Genomic DNA, 17,231 nt, shown 5'->3' with positions numbered 1-17,231 from the left:
CTTAGTTAGTAGAGTAACTATAGTGTAGCCTTGTTGGGCTATTTTTGTACAAATCTAATCAACTAGCACCAAGCGTAAAGAACTAACATGCTCATTAACCAAACCGCTTTTTGCGTATTGGTCCTTAAACTGCTTCAACAAATCGTTTGCAACCAAATAGAAATGCTTTCCTTCGATGAATTTGTCTTTATTCCTTTTAAAATTCTCTTGGATTCTTCGTGAGGTTGTTCCATAAAATTCGGCTAACTGCTCAGTAGTTAAAATTAGATCTCCGTTAAATTTAACTTGTTGTACTTCTTGCATGTGAATCATTCCTTTCATTGAATTCCTAAAATTTTGGCCATTTGTGACCGAATCCGTCTTGACTTGGGTTCGTTACCACCTTTGATTGCACGGTTAACTTGTGGCGGCGTGACCTTTTCGGACTTAGTGGTAAGCATTTCAGCCATTTCTTTTTGAGAAATTTTGTGGCGGCTCAATGCAGTTTTGTATTTAATTTCAATTTCCAATGCGACATCTTCGATTGTTTGTTCTGGCATTTTTACTCCTCCTTTACATAATTTATTCATCAAGTTATTGACTTATATTTAGACTAAGTCTAAAATGAGTGCATACGAAATAAGCAATTTAAAACCTACTACTATCTAAATCTCTCGCCAAAGTTATTGTTTCGATAGGTGTATTTTTTGTTGCTTAATTACTTGATGAATCAATAATAAGTCTTAGTCTAAAAATAGTCAACAATTAATTAGTCTAAGTCTAATTGTTTTGTCATAGAATTTGGAGAAATCATTGATATGACAGTATTGGATAGAATAAAAAAAGTTTCAAAAAAACGCGGATTTAGTCTAACCCAAGTTAACGACAAGGCAAATTTAGGCAAAAATACTATTTATTCATGGAAAACCAAAGAGCCTAGTATCAATAATTTAAAAGCCGTTGCCGATGTTCTAAATGTTTCTGTTGATTACTTATTAGGCAAAACGGATGACAATTCTACTTCAATGAAGCCCAAACAAGTTGATATTACAGATGACGACTATATTATGACCTATCAGGGTAAGCCTATCCCTCCTGAAGATATGGAGTACATCAAACGCATCTTAAACGGTGGGAAGGACTGATAATATTTGAATATCTACATCAAGCGTTTAATGCAGTATGCTTGGGATCATGGAATATCTTGCATCTTAACAGACAAACTAGATGCATACACTCCGTCGTCAGCCAAACCGGAAAATAACATCGTTCTAATTAACCTAAAATGGCACAATCCGTCTGAAATCGCCTTTCAAATGGCACATGAATTAGGCCACGTTATCAACCATGATGAAGGAATATTATATTTTTCTAGTTTTAGCAATAAATCTAAATATGAGCGCATGGCTAATTTAGAAGCATTGAAAATACTTATTCCAATTTATTTAAGCGAAGTTGATACGTATGCTGACAATAGTGTCATGCCGTTTATGGAAAATTTTGGTATACCCAAACGATTAGAAGATGATGTCGTTAACGCCTTCCGCACTAATGTTAGTAACTAGAAGTTAACTTACAGACCAGATACGGATGTCGGTAAAAGCTGGGAAATTTGGAGGAATTATTGTAATGAGAAAAATTATTATGGCCAGTTCTGTTTTATTAGGGGGATTGTTGCTTGCAGGATGTGGAAATTCTAGCAGTAAATCTTCAAGTTCAAATAGTGACCTAAAAAAAGAAACCACATCGCAACTGAACAAAAAATACACTAGTAAAATTGCTGAACACGCTCAAGAAGGAAAATTAACCAGTGACGAAAAACTAATTCTTGCAGCGCATGATAAAGTTCAAGCACAAGAAATTGATAAGACTAAGGCAAAGTTTGTCGGTAAAACAGCGATCTTTCCTAAACGTGGAACTGTCGAAATTACTCATGTTGCCAAAGTACCGACCTATGACGATAACACAGCGACGGGCAAAAGGGTTGTGGTTGTGATAGCAAAAATAACCAATACTTCTAAAAAGACACGCTCAGCTGATAGTATTCAGACAGGAAATAACGAAGACGCTAGTTTAGGCTTAACTGTTTACCAAAATAGCGATTCTACTAAAGAAAATTTATCTGACGACCATGAAATTGACGATCCAAATGCACTGTACAACGATGCAACTGCTAAACTTACGGACCAAGATCTTAGTTTTCAAAAACATTCAATTTTACCCGGAAAATCAGAGAATGTCGTGTATGAAGCATTTAACTTAGTAAATAACAAAAATCCACTTATTTTTAAAATACAGGACGGAACTGGAGAATCCAATTCATCAGATGTGTTGAGTGGACATAGTACAGTCAAAATTCCTATGAGTAATGTTAAAGAAGCAACACTATCAAGCTTAATTAATTAGGAGTAATTGTAATGGGACTACTAATAATGATCGTCATCTTTCTAGCACTATGGAAGATATTAGGAACACTAGGCCACATCTTTTTGCCAATATTAGCCGTACTATTTATCCTGGCAATCTGGATTTCTTCACAAGCAATTGTTATGGTGATTTGGGTGCCAATCGCGATATTATATTTTATCGGCTTAGCCGGGTATAAACATGCTAAGTAGAACTAGTATAAATATATTTTAATCGGGGTAAAAGCTATGGAATTGTATGTAGGAACGTACAGCACACACGTGTTCGACTTTACCATTGCAATTGGCATCATTTGCTTCATAGCGCTAGTCGTCATGTTAGTTTACTGGAATCACAAGCGAAAATAGCACCCTGCCCACTACCAGCCTAGCGGGCAACATGCGAGCGTAGTTCAACGGTAGAACGTGTCCATCAATAATAGAGTCCCCGCTCTTAACAACTACTATGCAGGTTCGACTCCTGCCGCTCGCATTAAAATAAAGAAAGAAGGCATACTATGCATCAAGATATTTCAAGGTACGAACTAATAGAAGATATTATCAGTGACTTAACAGTCTTTGTAAAATCTGACGCCATTCTCTACCTATCAAAAGATAGCTATTCCGAAGCAGAATACGACCGTATGCTTAAAGGAATTAAAGACGATTTGGTGACACGCTTCAAGCAAGGAAAGGAATAGTAAAATTTTGCCAGTCAAGCCAATTGAATCATTTCAGTTGGCATCTTACGAGCGTAGTTCAACGGTAGAACAATGTTCCAAGTCTTGAAGCCCATTCTTTCTTGGAGTACTATGCAGGTCCGACTCCTGCCGCTCGCGTTTGAATTTTTGAATATAAAACTTAACAATTGTTGGAGATGGTTAGATCGATGAATTTCAATTGGAAATATGCTCTTGTGAATAATATTGATTTTTACCCATTTTTCATAGTGTTGGCATTGGAAGAAACATATCCAAAATCAATCTTTGAAGATTCACTATGGGCATTACCAGTTATCTTTATATTTTCATTAATAGCCCATTTTACTCTATATAAACCAGCTATTAAAAGTAGTCCTTCACTTGACCAGAAACATTACACTTCAAGCCTAGTCTCGTGGCTGATAATGATCGTAGGAGTTATTGGAATTATATTTGCTGTTTTCTACTATCATTTCCATTCTCCCTTAATATGGATTGCTTTGTTGGCATTAGTTCTTTTAAGAGATGCATTCGCTAATAACGATCTATAATCAGAAAAAAGCACATCCCCTCCCGCCAAGAAGATGGATGTGCTTAACTTGAATAAATACTAACGGGGCCGTTGCACCCTTTTGCCCTTCTATTATATCACAAGGAGGAATTTATTATGGCACAAATCAAACGTGTGAAAAAAGGTTACCTAGTAAGAATTTCGTATAGAGATCATGCAGGCAGCTACCTAAGTAAACGAAAAACATTCACCCGTAAGCGAGACGCAGAGGAATTTGCTAACTCATTCGAAGTTAGTAAATTTTCTGGTGAACTAGAAAAGAAGCCATCTATCGAGTTCTCTAAGTACTTCTATTCTTGGTATGAGACGTACCGCAAACCTAATCTCGCCTATATCACAACTCGTAGATATGAATTAGTCCATACTGAAATAGAAAATTACTTTGCTCATGCACGTATTGCAGATATTACTCGTAAGGATTACCAAAAATTCATAAACCAATATGGCAAAAATCATGCGAAAGATTCAGTTAAGAAACTGCACAATTTAATTAAAGCTTGTGTTGGCAATGCTGTTTTTGAAAAAGATGTTGAAACTGACTTCACTTATAACGTAATTATCACTTATGACAAAAATCGTAGTCTTAAGATTGATTACCTAAGTCTAGCTGAGATTAAGCAACTAACAGCTTATGTACAGAATCACCTCAATCCTCGTTACACGTCACAATACATGATCATGACTGCCATCTTTACCGGGGCACGATTAGGAGAAATCATGGCACTAACTTGGAAAGACATTAATTTCACGTTCAATACTATCTCAATAAATAAATCATGGAACTATGTTGAAGGTGGTGGATTCAAGCCAACTAAAACCGAAAGCTCAAATAGAACCATCCGTGTTAACAAACAATTTTTAGATAGTCTGAAAGCACTTAAGGTAAATAACCGAGAAATGGTATTTGAGAACGTTGCCCATGACATTCCAACCTCTAACGGCGTTAATAAAGTTCTGCGCTCTGACTTAAAAGCATTGGGCATCACACGAAAAGGATTCCACTTTCATAGTCTGCGGCACTCTCACGTTGCGTTCCTGCTCTCTCAGAACATTGACCTATACATTATATCGAAACGTCTTGGTCATTCTGATATCGGCACCACGTCCCGGATATACGCATACCTAATTGATGAGTATAAAGCACGCTCGGATGAAAAAATTTCCGGCTCTTTAGACAAACTTTTTAATAGCCCACAGACTGAAAACGAAGCAAAATCCAGTATTCATTTTTGATAATAAAAATTCATTTAATTGCATAAATAGCAAGTATAAAAAACGTGTTTTTTTAAATTTGTCTTTACTTGTCGCTGACGTCTTCAAAATGCTATTATAACAATATTGTCTATGTCTGCCTGGGGCATAAATGAAAATAGCATCCATCGTAATTAAAATTACAATGGATGCTATTTTTGGTATACCCACAACGCCTACTCATACATTAATCCTATAACTGTCTTACACTCAATCATCATTAAGATCCATAATCAAGCTCCGTTACTAAAGCCACATAAATCAACTCTAAAATTAACAACATTCTGTCTAACCAACGTATTTATCTATAGTAAGGCATGAAACTACTAATTATTACTCTAGATCAACTCTTAGCATCCTTCTCACAAAAACACAATTGCTAACCCACACCACTGATTTCAGTTATAATAAAACTGTCATCTTGAAAGGCGTAACCTATGACTATCGACTTTTTTCTAAGCATTATTAATCCTTACTTAGATACAATCGGATTTATCATCACTTTAGCAACATTCATGATTACTTTTCAAGTTAACAAACAGATCAGCACTGCTTTTGAACGCCAGGCTTTCTACCATGACTTTCAAAAAATCCTTGGTGATTTCAAAAGTTGCTCGGATTTAATTGCCTTTGAACAAATTGATTCAATTGATTTGCTTCAGCAACGTCTACAAATTTCAACACATCGTCTACAAACTAACTATTCTTTTTTCTCACACAAGACGATAAAAGCTACGCGTACAATTCATGATTTCGATTATACTCGTTTAAACCATCTACATGGTCGTACCGAGCTCATTGAAAAAATCGACAGCTTAATTGCCAGTCTTATTAAGGAGCATCGCGAATGAATCATCTAAATAATGAACCAAAATTGTCGCAGGCTATGACTAAGCTAGCTGCCGACACTTTAACTAATCGATTAATCTGGCAACCAACCAATAATCTTCAAGAGCAAGCAATCTTTAGTCGTTTAAAAAAACGTCATGCCTCGGTGTTAATTGATGATCTGGTTAGATCCTACTACTCCGCCTCATCCGAGCAAGGTATTAGCTTAACCCTAACAACTAATCAGGCTATTTTAGCCTTTCATCACCAAGCAGATTTCAGTCTCATTACCAGTTATGTCATCGATCAAGCTGACTTCTATCGAATTGAAAATGCCATTCAGAAACAATCCGATGCCGCTGACAATGCTTTGGATTATTTTTTAAACAATTAGCACAACCACTAAGGGACACGATTTAGCTTGATAAGCAAACTAAATCATGTCCCCCTTTTTTATGGCTGACTTATTCCGCCAACTTCACAACGGTCCCATACCCCGTTACCACCAAGAATCGTGGTGCCACACTCATCCGCACCACTTGGGTATTAAACGTGACATAAATCAGGCCATCACCATCGTTGTCAGCGGCCTTTTGCATCAAATCGGCCTTCACCTTTTCAATCAAGCCATCAAAATCTTCAAATTGATCAATCTTTTCCGACTGAAACATACTGTGTTCGGTTGCTGAAACAACTGTTTTGATCATATGTGATCGTTGCAGATCACCCGTCGTCATAAACATCTCAAAATCCCCCTCATTTTTACTCATTACCTTTAAGTTTAATCGAAGCATCACGGAAGCGCAATCATCCGATTTAGCTTTGCAAATTAATTGACATTTGTCGTCAGACGACTAGGTTAGACATTAGGGAGTGATATTTTGAACCAAGTTAACAAATTTCTAGCACAATATACGTTTGAACCCGTAACCACTAAGGAAGCTTTTGACGATCATAGTCTGGTCGTCAAGAATGATAGCCGGTTAATTCCACTAGGCCGCTTCAAAGTTCGCTTAAAAAATATCAACGATCAACATTACTACGATTTAACTTTGAACCAAAAGTTAACCTTAACGACTAGCCAAAATGGTTTGGCCCTCAAACCGCGGTTACACGGGGTTAAAATTCGTCACGCGAAGCACCCAACTGAAACAGCTGGTTTTAAAGTGATGACAACCTTAAAGATCAAGCATGCACCGGCAGACGTCCAAGCACCCAAACAACGCCGGTCGCAAGCTGCGGCGACGGTTCCAGTTACGAATCATCAAGCCACGGCTTTGCCAACAACGGTTCCTGTCTACGCTTTTAAAGACAGTAAACAGCTAGCCATTAATCAAACCGCTCTGGCTAAGCTCTTTTTGGCGGCAGATTTAGGCCCAGCTGCCTAATTATTCTGTTTTTTCATAATTAATGATGACTTTTTATATAACTAGCGATAATAATTATTGCAAATATCTAATTAATTGCGTACAATATACTAGAATATGAAAAGGAGCTGGTTTCGATGGCAACCCCAACCAAGAACATTTTACTCGACGAACAATTATGTTTCGCCTTATACACCGCTAGCAAACGGTTTAATCATTTTTACGCAGAAGCGTTGGCACCTTTCAAGCTGACCTATCCGCAATACATCACGTTGTTAGCGCTTTGGGAAAACAATCCCATGACCGTTCGTGAACTCGGCTCACACGTTAACTTAGACAGTGGGACGTTAACACCGCTTTTAAAGCGGATGCAGACGCAAGGCTGGGTTGAACGCAAACGTGATGAAAATGATGAACGCCAAGTCAACATTTCACTGTCACAAAAAGCAATCGATGCCAAACCAGAAGTCTTTGCCCACGTTAATACGTGCATGGACTTACTGGGGATGGATGAAAAGACTTATGCCGCCACTCGCGACACGGTCAACTTTGCCTCGGAACGAATTAAGCATGCTAAGCCTAAAAAGATTGATTATGATGGGCCACAGTTTTAGTCGTAAGACGCTCTCCGTTGAGCGCCTTTTTTGTTGTCTAAGTCACGCCTGCCAACTTAGCAGCATCAAGCTCATAGCCCCGGCATTGATCAAAAAGTGTAGAATAATTGAATCCTGGATCTTTCCAGAAAATCGGTACACACTGGCTAAGATCAACCCCATCGTAAAATAAATCAAGAAACTCGGTAGCGTGGTGCTGGCATGCATACTGCCAAAAACCACCGCACTCAGTAGGATTTTCAAACTTGTTTGCCGTAAAAAAAGATTCGTTAACACCGCCCGAAAGACCAGCTCTTCCATAATTGGCGTCAAAAAAACAGCACTGACCGCCATCATGATCATCGCCATCGAACTGCCACTCATTAAGTCTTCAATCGCCGCATTATTTTGAGTCTCACTCTGCTGATAGATCACTTGGTTAATGAACTGGAAAACCCCTTCACCACCGATAATCACCAGATAGCCACCGCCAATCAGCCATACGTCCGACCACGCTAACTTTTTCAGCGTTAGCTCACCGGTGTAGTGCTGATAAACCGCATAAGCAATCCCACTAATACCCAAGAATAGTCCAAAGTACAAGATCACTGCGGTCACTCGCCAACCGGCTAACGCGCTAACACCAGTTAATTCGTTCACTAACTGAAGTAACAGTGGTGGCATCATCACGCCAATCACTAAACCCAATATAATCGTTAATCGCCAAAGCCAACTTAATCCCCGATCAACTGCCTGCATCTGCCTTCACCTCGAAAAAGATTACGCTTACTTAGTTTAAGTTTACCGCAGCCCTCACTGAGTTACACGCGTTCGCATACGCAAAAGCAGCTCGACCGATGTGGCCGAGCTGCTTATATGAACCCTTATTTTAGTTGATTGAATAACGTCTCGAAATCCGCCGTACCCAGTCCAGTTGCTTGATTATACAACTTGCCTGGTTGGCCGGTGTAATACAAGTTCGTATTATTGACCTTAGCTGTTAACGGTGTAAATGGCGACTGTTTAGTCTGTGCCAATCGATAAATCTGCGGGTTCCAGTAGCCGATTCGACTGCTACGCCCACTATTCATGACCGCATTAGCCGCGGCGACTTGTGGTGATACCACACTCGTCCCGCCGGAAACGTACCATTTTGGTGACTTACCGACCGTCTTAGCTGAACTCATGTATAAGTCGTAGCCCGTATTCGGATCAGCGTTAAACGACAAGTCAGGCACATTCCGGCCAGCGCCGGTCCCAGTCGTATAAGTCGTTGAACGGGTTCGGTTCAACGCTCCATTGCTAACTTGCCACAAGTTGACGGCGGCATACGTGTTGACCCCATTACCGATCAACGCGCGTTGGAAAGCAGGCGTGGTCTTATTCAAGCGGCTAAAGCCACCACCGCCACCGGCAAAGTAGTCGTCGAGACGATCTTGATAATTCGAATAGTAGCTCTTATCGAAGCGACCGTAGAGATAATCTGATCCCCAAGCCCGTTCCGACTTAACTTCAACTTTGACTTTGTTGCCACCATCGGTATAGCTGGCACTAAATGGCAACGTTGTCCCGCCTAGCGCGGTCACATAAGCTGAGTTAGCGGGAAAATCAACGGTTTTGTCGGTTCGATAGCGACCGGCATTATCTAAGATACTATCATAAGCACCATTATCGCCCGTGGCCGCAAAGGTTGAAATACCTTGTACCGCGGCTTGTTGGAATAATGTATTGAAAGCTTTAGCATATGCACTCGTTTCAGCGCCTTGGCGCATCGCCGACAACAGGGCGCCTTCACTTTGCCCCCAACTAGTCGTCAATTGTGACGCATTATTCTTACCGATGATTGTGGCTAAGGCATTGATCATCCCTGTGTCCGTTTGTGGTGCTAGATAAACATCTAACGCTGCATCGGGAGCGACTGCGCCGGCTTGTTCAACGTCTAAAGTCGTTTCATTATATCCCGTCCAGCTCGCTCCGCCATCAATGTTATAACGCGTGATATTACGTTTGGCTGCTGGGATACCTTCCTGCTTCCAATAGTAAGCAGCATCAGCGGGATGGAAATTGGCAAATGATAAGATGGCGATGCGTTGCCCTTTCCCCGTTAAGCCTTTTTCATACAGTTTATCTAAATGATAAGCATTGGCAAATTTTTGTGGTTGTGTGGTTTGATTAACATTTAACTGACCCTTGGTGGCATGCGCCGTGGTCGTCAAATTTGTCTTGTACTTCCCATAGCTAGAAAGTCCCAGCACGGCATTAATCTTCCCCTTAAAGCTACTAGGTAACTTAGCCTTTTGGGTATGGGTTTGATAAGTCTTACCCTTAACTTTCACTTTAACCAAGGTGACACCAAACGCCTTATTAATATTATTAACGGTCCCAGTGGCACGGATGACCAAATTGCCACCATAGACTTTGTAGCTCAAATGATGCTTCTTTAAATAAGCCTTAATCGTTGTTAATGTTTTTGTTGATTGGCCATACTTTTTACCAAACGCACTAGGCGTTAAGTATTGATGATACGCTGCTGATTTTGGATTGACCGTTGCATAGCTGTATTTGCTTAAAGCACTGCTATTACGGGATTTTAAGACAATATCAATAACTTCTTTTTTACTGGGTTTAACTTTTTTCTTAGTACTTGTAACCTTCACCCGCGGCGCGACCGTATCAGACAAGGCCGTCGTGGCGGCGTGGCTGGTCATTGGCTGCGCTACCAATAAACTACCACTTAATCCGGCAACTAACGATAACGCGACTAACCATTCTTTTTTCATGATTACCCCCCACTCTCTGCTTAACTTACCCCTAGTATCAAGATTTTTGAACGGAAAGTCAATAAGGCAGGCTTAAAATCACAATGTTTTTTGGTATTAATTGTTTTACTGGTGACTTATCTGGTCAGTTTTGTTAGAAGATGTACTTTTTAGCTAAACAGTCATTCTTCGGCGAACATTTATCTCAACTGCGCCGATAAAAATCACCCTAATCCGATTGGCGCACAGTGACCGCCGCTTAGCCAATTCTGATCTGCTCATCGTCATGACCAAATAACTATTAATCAATGACACCTAATTTTAACTGACATCAAATGAACAGGATTGATAAATTTCATTGTATTTAAGATTGTAGAACGAATATAAATTTATTTCTAAACAAAAAATGACTCTACCGCTATACAGCAGTAGGGCCAAAGAGTTAGGTTTAAGTACAATATGGGGGATTGTACTTACTTGTTCATCCACTTTGGGGGAGTAAAATGAACAAGTGTATAATTATTAGGTACAAGGATATAGTATTATATAATTGTGAAGAAAGTGTGAAGATTTGCCCTAAATACGTAAAAAGTTGGATTTATTTTATAAATGTCTATACAAATTTATAATGTTGATTGATAAAATCATTTGTATTGCGGGCCAGCTACTGAATTCACCACCAGTCGCTTTGTAGTCATGGTAAAATAGATGTTAATTACGCTTGGTGCTAGTCAAAATTGCCGCTTACTGGTTGGTTTCTAAAATGCTGGGCCAACCAGAGTGGTAGTTTGATCTAACTAGTAGCAAGTGTGCTAATTGAAAATTTCGAGAGGTGCATAAAAATGAAGTTAACTGCGATTGCCCATAATGTGGCACATGCGATCAAGGATCGGAGCTCTGATAATCCGTATATTCTAGCAATTGAATTCACCGATAAAGCCACTAAAGGTAAATCAGCCACCGGATGTGTCATTGTTCAGATGAATGATGCTAAACATTACACGATAACTAGTCCAGATTGTCGCTATATGGATGTTGGTAAGGATATTCTGGCGATGGAACTTGGGGCCTTTTTTGAATGTGATGACGATTTAGATCAGCGTGAGACCATGGTCGATACCATTAATCAGTTGGTCGCTGATGATGAAACTAATGACAAAAGTTTGGTTACGGCTTAAAAACATCAACACCAAGCTAAACAATTATCACAACTACTATTACCTGCGCATCTTTTTTAAGATTGCGCTTTTTTGTTACTCATAAAATCGAATTTTTCCAGTGGTTTACAATCAAATCTAAGCCCCAATTTTTTGGGGTAAGTTTAGACCAATATCCTGATGTGTTTCGTTTATTATACTAAACATAGTTGCTAGTCATCGCTCAAATGAAATAATTTTCACTGATACATAGGCATTTTCACGAAATAATGGTAGGATATAGTTGCGCGTTAAACTAAGGATATCAGTTATCAAATGATTACTCATTTATATGTATACCAATTATCAATTGATATCCGATTTCAGTCATTAAGGGGAGCGATTTTTCCAAATGTTAATCCATATCATTGTCAGTGTCATCGTCATCAGTGTCTTCTTTGCCATCGTACGCATTGGGGTGATTCGGCGTCGCCCATACGAACAAGTCAACAATGGCAATCAGCCCCAGACTAACCGACCAGATGGTGAAGAATACGTCAAAGCCGTCAATACGATCAATTACCTCATTGCGGACATTCATAATGGCCACAAGTCACAGTTTACAGCTGGTGACGCCATGGATTTAGAAGTCGCTTTGCAAGAATTGCTCGGCACCCAAGTTGAAGCCCAACCGATGACCAGTAATGAAATTGTGCTCTCAGTCACGCTCAGCGAAAAACGCGTCCGGCAATTAGATATTACTTTAGCGCGAACTGACAAACCCAACGCCACGATTCTCGACAACGAAAAAATCACGGCCATTGAAGTTAATCACACAGCCGTGATGGATGGTCAACACTTTTATGCTGCCATCAAACGTTTTTTAAAGTAATCAGCTGGCATAATTTCCCAGCCAGACTAATAAGATATCAAAGATTAAGAAGAGCACATTAAATTGTAACAGCCACCAATTCATCAGGCCGCGTTCACACACCATCCCCACAATCGCTAAACCAATCCCAATAAGTGGAATGGTCCCACCTTGTAACAACCGATAAAGTGGCAAATAAAGCGGTCCCGCGGCAAAAAGTGCCCCAGACAGTTGCCCCAATAACACAAACAACAAAAATACCCCAATATTGAGTAACGAACATGCAAAAGCCGTTTCCGTCATCGGTCCCATAGCGAGCCGATAATGATAGCGAAACCGTAAGATCCCCGTTCCCACAACTCCAATTATTAAAATAATGCCAATCACAAGCATAGCGTGGTTTCACGACTCCTTTTCTCGATTAAGTTCAGCTTACGCTAATTCGTGAAAGGCGCCTACCAATCTTTAGGAAGCTTAACGCTTTTTTAGCAAACCACCGCCATGTAGCAAAAAAACATTCAACAAAAAAGACCTCACCACTGCTGGTCAGATCTACCCATCGCTGATACTAACTCTTTGACACTATTGCACGGTCAAAACAGTGCGTTTTAATCCCGGTACTTGTACCGTCACACGCTGATTGGCTTTAACAGCCAACTTCGTATAGAATCGGCCATCTTGCTTATTAGAAATCACTTGATGGACCCGCTTGCCCGTCCGAAACGTCACGATCACACCGTGTTTTGTTCGACCTTTAATCGTCGCATGGTGGCTAGCCGCATGATAATCCACCTTGGCCACGACTTTATGCCGATAATGACGATAATCACCTTGCAAACTATACTCCGAACCTACGATTAATAAGCATCCGGCGAGAACCATCAATGTTAGCGACCAAAACTGCTTCATTGATTTTATCCTCCATTTTTGACCGGCCCCCACGACCGCTCGATTCAATAGCTCTATCTTACCCGCATTTTCTCTAAAAAACGAAAAAAGGTGCAAAGCCTAAATAAGCTTGCACCAACGTTACCCTTATTTTATAAATCACAACGATTATGTTACATCAGAGTCAATCAACTTTTACCGTTAAGGCTGATTGTTTGATCAACGCAATCAAATCATGCATTTTACGCACCGCAATATCGACTGATTCGCCATTTTCAAAGTAGCCCAATTGGGACTGCTTATTGACCCGTACCAAGGCTTGCGGATTAACGAGAAAACTCTTATGCACCCGAAAAAGTTCTGGATGGGCGACCGTTTCGTCACTAATCTTACCATTATATTGAATCATGCGGTCAGCCAAATGTAAGACTAACTTATTCCGCGCGGTTCCCGTTTCGATAAACAAGACTTGTGACAATGGTAGGTTGAACAACTCGCCGCCCTTAGAATAAGAGAACATGGCTTTACTCGTCAGCCCCTGTTTTGTATAGCGGTCATAGGCAACGCGGATATCTTTCTCAACTTTAGCTTTGACCGCTGCTGCGCCTAAGTCCTTTACCACAAAGTCCAGCGGTTCAATTCGACGTTCAAACGTCAAAAAAGCCATCTCCGAATGCGTTGAGACAAAGACGATTTTGGCATTCACATCCCGTTCCCGAATCTGTGACGCCAGCTCTAGGCCGTTCAAGGTCTGACCAGGATACTCGATATCCAAAAAGTACAACCCTTCGACTACCGGCTCAGCCGTTAAATAATCCAATAACGCCTGCGCCTGGCCGGTTGCTAACGTTAACTGCATATCAAAGTCATTAATCATAATATGATTGGCGATGATCTGCTTTAACGTGGCTAATTGCTCTGGATCATCCTCGACCACAAAAGTCTTTAACAAAGGTCCTCACTCGCTTTCAATACTAATGATAAATTCAAATCGCTGCCGGGCACTAATCTCATAGGTCACGTTTGGCAACGGATCCAGCAATTCTCGCACCGTCGCTAACCCTTGACCATGACCAGCCCCTTTGGACGTATGTCCTGGCGTCAGTAATTCATCGACCCGGTCAATTGGCGCTTGGAGTGAATTTGCAAAAATCAATTCCACCATTTTCGCGTATTTTACAACGGCGACCGCAATTTCACCACCCGTTTGGTCATTGACAGCTTCAATCGCATTGTCTAATAAGATGCCACTCACCCGGGCCAACGTCACTGGATCAATTGGTGGTGTGGGAATGTCATCATTCGCTTCTAGCCGCACTTGCACCCCCGCTTGACGCGCTGCAGAAAACTTATCTTGAATGATGGCTTTGAGGGATTTGTCTTTAATCCGTTCCAAATTATCAAAATGCCCAAAGTCGCGACTCAAGCTCTTTTGCGACCGCTTGATCACATCATCAAAATAAGTTTGCAGCTCGGCATTATGCGCGTCTTGCACGTACTCACTCAATGAGAGCAAAATGTTTTGATAATCATGGCGGAATTTGCGCAAGTTTTGATAACTGCTTTCCAAATTTTTAACATAAATATCATACTGCTGGCGCTCTAAAGCTTGCCGATGGGCTTGGACCCGCATCGTATAGCTATAGAACAAGTAAATAAACGTCCCCCCGTTGATCAGCAGGATTGCCACCAAGATAATCATCAAGATACCTAAAAAGCCATGCCCGATATTATAATTATCGGCCGCCGATGCAATCGCAAAGTACGCAATCGCCGCCACAATCAAAGCACTCGCAATCACGTTTAACGTCACATCATCGCTAAACTGCTTGGCATGCCGCTTGTGTAACAGTTGAAAGCTAATCGCCACGACCAACATGCACGCGGTCACCACGATCTCCCCAACAATTTCAAAGGCCCAGCCACTCCACCGACCGATACCTAAATGAAAAAGATCAAAAATCGTTTCTGTCGCGTAATTCCCAAAGAAACTAAATAAAATATAAGCGAGGGTCGCCGTCAAACTCGTCACAATAAAATACTTTTTATCTTTAACGAAGACCAGCAACCCCAAGTTCACAATAAACGTCGCAATGTCTGAATAATCATCATAAAGTAAATACGATCCGGTCAACAATACTGCCATCATCACAACGGTCAGATAGACCCGGCGATGCTGCAATTCCCGATTAATTAGGATTTGTAACACAAAGACCAGCATAACTGAATACCAATGATCAAACGCGGCGATATACCAATTCACATAAACGATGATGCCGCCCCTCCCCAAGATACCGAAAGTTCATTAGTCCTATTGTATCGGAAGGCTGTCCGTTTGTATATTTGATGTTGGGAAACTTAATAATTTCTAAGAGTGTGAACACTAATAGGTCGCTCCTGAGTATTGTCCCACCTCCTACCTGCACAAAAAAGACTTGGGACTCAATCCCAAGTCTCAGCGAATATTAGTTTTAAAGGTTACTTCCCACCAGTCGTCCGACCACTACTGCCTACTAAGTTATAGCGGTGAACAGCTCGCTTTAGCTACGCGACTGACCTCGTTGCAACCGCAAATCATACGTCCGCACGCTAGGCGTCAGCCACATCGCGACGCCACAAGCTAATGCACCTAAACCACCAATTAAGAAGAGTTTTTCCACGCCAATTAGATCTGCTAATGGTCCGGCAAAAATCAGTCCGATTGGCGATGCAATACTCATCAGTGAATTAATCATTCCCAAAATCCGTCCCAAATGTTCTGGCGGATAACTCTGTTGAATCATCGTCATCGAAAGTGTGCTGTAAAAAGGCACCATAATTCCCGATAAGATATTTAGCCCCGCAAACCAATAAAAGCCAGTCTGATTTCCCGGTAAGAAACCACTAATCCCAAACATGATGCCCATCAAGACCATCGACCAAAGCATTGGCAAGACCCGATCGCGCCAATTACCAAAGAACCCAATGATAGCACCGCCGCCAAGCATGCCAACTGAGAATACGACTTCGACTAAGCCAGCTTGCCCAACAGTGCCGTGAAAATACTGCATCGTCATCAACGGATATAAACTCGCGGCTGGCATATATAGAAACATAAAGATGGCCCTAATCATCGTAATCGCCCACAACCCTTTAGTTGCACGTAACTGTGTCAGTCCAAACTTAGCGTCACGCCAGACTTGGACCGGTTCGTCAATCACGCGGTGTTCAGGAATTTTAACCAACAATAGCAAGCTGATGCCCAAGACTGCTCCCACAACATCTAGTAAAATCAGCCAGTTCATGGGAACAATGGCAAAGAGAAAAGCCCCCAAAGCTGGCGCGATAATCAGATTAGCGGATTGAATCATCCCCAACTGACCATTAATCTTCGTTAACTCATCTGCTGGCACCATCGTCGGTAGAATCGACTGAACTGTTGGCATTTGAAATGTCTGCGCAATCGAACGGACTAATAACGAAATAAAAACCAACCATAACGGAAAAGTTGATGCGAGTGTACCGACTATTGATAACGCAATCGCAAAAATAGCGGCAATCACATCCGGCACAATCAACAATAATTTCTTATTATACCGATCAACAAATGGCCCAACAAACGGACTCAGTAGGGCCATCGGTAACATGCCCAATAACGTCGCAAAACTCAAGACCGTCGCGGAATTGGTTTGCTTTGTCAAATACCAGATAATGGCGTATTGAACCATCATACTGGTGATTCCCGTCAAAAACTGACTGGTTAAAAAAAGATAAATATTACGCCGCCAGTGCGGCATTAATTGTTCTGTCATCATGTTGTACTTTAAACCAAAAACGGAACGACGCGACCACATCTCTGCGAATCAGCACCTAGAAAAATTGGTTAGTTCCTTTCCTAATCAA

22 protein-coding genes and 2 tRNA genes are annotated in these 17,231 nt (G+C 40.9%); 14 read left to right on the top strand and 10 right to left on the bottom strand.

The features are described from left to right. Positions 1-54 precede the first annotated feature (54 nt). Both FFM80_RS07585 and FFM80_RS07580 read right to left on the bottom strand, forming a co-directional pair. Entirely contained in the window at positions 55-303 is a 249-nt protein-coding gene (locus FFM80_RS07585; protein ID WP_137640251.1) for an ORF6N domain-containing protein, read from the bottom strand. Positions 304-317: 14 nt separating this feature from the next. After that, the gene (locus FFM80_RS07580) at positions 318-539 is read right to left on the bottom strand and encodes a hypothetical protein (RefSeq protein WP_015380504.1); all 222 of its coding nucleotides are present in this window, start codon (positions 537-539) and stop codon (positions 318-320) included. 258 nt (positions 540-797) lie between these two features. On the opposite strand from FFM80_RS07580, the gene FFM80_RS07575 reads away from it, so the two are divergent. The 10 genes from FFM80_RS07575 to FFM80_RS07530 all read left to right on the top strand — a co-directional run bounded on the left by FFM80_RS07575 (position 798) and on the right by FFM80_RS07530 (position 6,129). Then, entirely contained in the window at positions 798-1,124 is a 327-nt protein-coding gene (locus FFM80_RS07575) for a helix-turn-helix domain-containing protein (protein WP_050339259.1), read from the top strand. 6 nt (positions 1,125-1,130) lie between these two features. Beyond that, on the top strand, positions 1,131-1,544 hold the full coding sequence (locus FFM80_RS07570) for an ImmA/IrrE family metallo-endopeptidase (RefSeq protein ID WP_016511001.1): 414 nt from the start codon (positions 1,131-1,133) through the stop codon (positions 1,542-1,544). A gap of 64 nt (positions 1,545-1,608) precedes the next feature. Next, positions 1,609-2,385 carry a DUF4352 domain-containing protein gene (locus FFM80_RS07565; RefSeq protein WP_025015697.1) on the top strand — a complete coding sequence of 259 codons (777 nt, stop codon included), beginning with the start codon at positions 1,609-1,611 and terminating at the stop codon, positions 2,383-2,385. Positions 2,386-2,396: 11 nt separating this feature from the next. Then, positions 2,397-2,597 carry a hypothetical protein gene (locus FFM80_RS07560; protein WP_137640250.1) on the top strand — a complete coding sequence of 67 codons (201 nt, stop codon included), beginning with the start codon at positions 2,397-2,399 and terminating at the stop codon, positions 2,595-2,597. Positions 2,598-2,786: 189 nt separating this feature from the next. Continuing rightward, a tRNA-Ile gene (locus FFM80_RS07555) sits at positions 2,787-2,877 on the top strand. A 25-nt stretch (positions 2,878-2,902) separates the two neighbouring features. Further along, positions 2,903-3,085 (top strand): hypothetical protein, encoded by a 183-nt coding sequence (locus FFM80_RS07550; protein WP_027822546.1) that lies wholly within the window; start codon positions 2,903-2,905, stop codon positions 3,083-3,085. Between the two features lie 48 nt (positions 3,086-3,133). Next, positions 3,134-3,223, top strand: a tRNA-OTHER gene (locus FFM80_RS14480). A 529-nt stretch (positions 3,224-3,752) separates the two neighbouring features. Further along, positions 3,753-4,889 (top strand): site-specific integrase, encoded by a 1,137-nt coding sequence (locus FFM80_RS07540; protein WP_137640248.1) that lies wholly within the window; start codon positions 3,753-3,755, stop codon positions 4,887-4,889. Between the two features lie 455 nt (positions 4,890-5,344). Further along, complete coding sequence (locus FFM80_RS07535) at positions 5,345-5,758, top strand: hypothetical protein (RefSeq protein ID WP_137640247.1); 414 nt, start codon at positions 5,345-5,347, stop codon at positions 5,756-5,758. Next, positions 5,755-6,129: a hypothetical protein gene (locus FFM80_RS07530; protein ID WP_137640246.1), complete on the top strand. Its 375-nt coding sequence runs from the start codon at positions 5,755-5,757 to the stop codon at positions 6,127-6,129. The genes FFM80_RS07535 and FFM80_RS07530 overlap by 4 nt, the downstream gene beginning before the upstream one ends. A 70-nt stretch (positions 6,130-6,199) precedes the next feature. On the opposite strand, the gene FFM80_RS07525 is transcribed toward FFM80_RS07530, so the two are convergent. Continuing rightward, the gene (locus FFM80_RS07525; protein WP_137640245.1) at positions 6,200-6,478 is read right to left on the bottom strand and encodes a hypothetical protein; all 279 of its coding nucleotides are present in this window, start codon (positions 6,476-6,478) and stop codon (positions 6,200-6,202) included. A 138-nt stretch (positions 6,479-6,616) separates the two neighbouring features. Between FFM80_RS07525 and FFM80_RS07520 the strand changes: the two genes are divergently transcribed. Both FFM80_RS07520 and FFM80_RS07515 read left to right on the top strand, forming a co-directional pair. Next, on the top strand, positions 6,617-7,123 hold the full coding sequence (locus FFM80_RS07520; RefSeq protein WP_137640244.1) for a hypothetical protein: 507 nt from the start codon (positions 6,617-6,619) through the stop codon (positions 7,121-7,123). Positions 7,124-7,239: 116 nt separating this feature from the next. Next, positions 7,240-7,716 carry a MarR family winged helix-turn-helix transcriptional regulator gene (locus tag FFM80_RS07515; RefSeq protein ID WP_137640243.1) on the top strand — a complete coding sequence of 159 codons (477 nt, stop codon included), beginning with the start codon at positions 7,240-7,242 and terminating at the stop codon, positions 7,714-7,716. Between the two features lie 42 nt (positions 7,717-7,758). Here the strand turns inward: FFM80_RS07515 and FFM80_RS07510 are convergent, their stop codons facing one another. Further along, positions 7,759-8,454, bottom strand: coding sequence for a CPBP family intramembrane glutamic endopeptidase (locus FFM80_RS07510; protein WP_137640242.1), 696 nt, complete (start codon positions 8,452-8,454; stop codon positions 7,759-7,761). 125 nt (positions 8,455-8,579) lie between these two features. Continuing rightward, on the bottom strand, positions 8,580-10,475 hold the full coding sequence (locus FFM80_RS07505) for a S53 family peptidase (RefSeq protein ID WP_137640241.1): 1,896 nt from the start codon (positions 10,473-10,475) through the stop codon (positions 8,580-8,582). A gap of 821 nt (positions 10,476-11,296) precedes the next feature. Between FFM80_RS07505 and FFM80_RS07500 the strand changes: the two genes are divergently transcribed. Continuing rightward, positions 11,297-11,632, top strand: a complete 336-nt coding sequence (locus FFM80_RS07500) for a hypothetical protein (RefSeq protein WP_137640240.1) — start codon at positions 11,297-11,299, stop codon at positions 11,630-11,632. Positions 11,633-12,002: 370 nt separating this feature from the next. After that, positions 12,003-12,482, top strand: coding sequence for a hypothetical protein (locus tag FFM80_RS07495; RefSeq protein ID WP_137640239.1), 480 nt, complete (start codon positions 12,003-12,005; stop codon positions 12,480-12,482). Here FFM80_RS07495 and FFM80_RS07490 read toward each other — a convergent pair whose 3' ends face one another. From FFM80_RS07490 to FFM80_RS07470, 5 genes are all read right to left on the bottom strand, one after another. Next, on the bottom strand, positions 12,483-12,854 hold the full coding sequence (locus tag FFM80_RS07490) for a hypothetical protein (RefSeq protein ID WP_137640238.1): 372 nt from the start codon (positions 12,852-12,854) through the stop codon (positions 12,483-12,485). A 189-nt stretch (positions 12,855-13,043) separates the two neighbouring features. Beyond that, the gene (locus FFM80_RS07485) at positions 13,044-13,370 is read right to left on the bottom strand and encodes a hypothetical protein (protein ID WP_137640237.1); all 327 of its coding nucleotides are present in this window, start codon (positions 13,368-13,370) and stop codon (positions 13,044-13,046) included. 163 nt (positions 13,371-13,533) lie between these two features. Continuing rightward, positions 13,534-14,301 carry a LytR/AlgR family response regulator transcription factor gene (locus FFM80_RS07480; protein WP_137640236.1) on the bottom strand — a complete coding sequence of 256 codons (768 nt, stop codon included), beginning with the start codon at positions 14,299-14,301 and terminating at the stop codon, positions 13,534-13,536. A gap of 6 nt (positions 14,302-14,307) precedes the next feature. Next, positions 14,308-15,612 carry a sensor histidine kinase gene (locus FFM80_RS07475; RefSeq protein WP_223877318.1) on the bottom strand — a complete coding sequence of 435 codons (1,305 nt, stop codon included), beginning with the start codon at positions 15,610-15,612 and terminating at the stop codon, positions 14,308-14,310. Positions 15,613-15,889: 277 nt separating this feature from the next. Next, positions 15,890-17,140 (bottom strand): MFS transporter, encoded by a 1,251-nt coding sequence (locus FFM80_RS07470; protein WP_307722454.1) that lies wholly within the window; start codon positions 17,138-17,140, stop codon positions 15,890-15,892. Positions 17,141-17,231 lie beyond the last annotated feature (91 nt).

Source organism: Lactiplantibacillus dongliensis, assembly GCF_005405105.1.
GTDB classification, from domain to species: Bacteria; Bacillota; Bacilli; order Lactobacillales; family Lactobacillaceae; genus Lactiplantibacillus; species Lactiplantibacillus dongliensis.
This window is presented reverse-complemented; position numbering and strand designations above follow the sequence as displayed.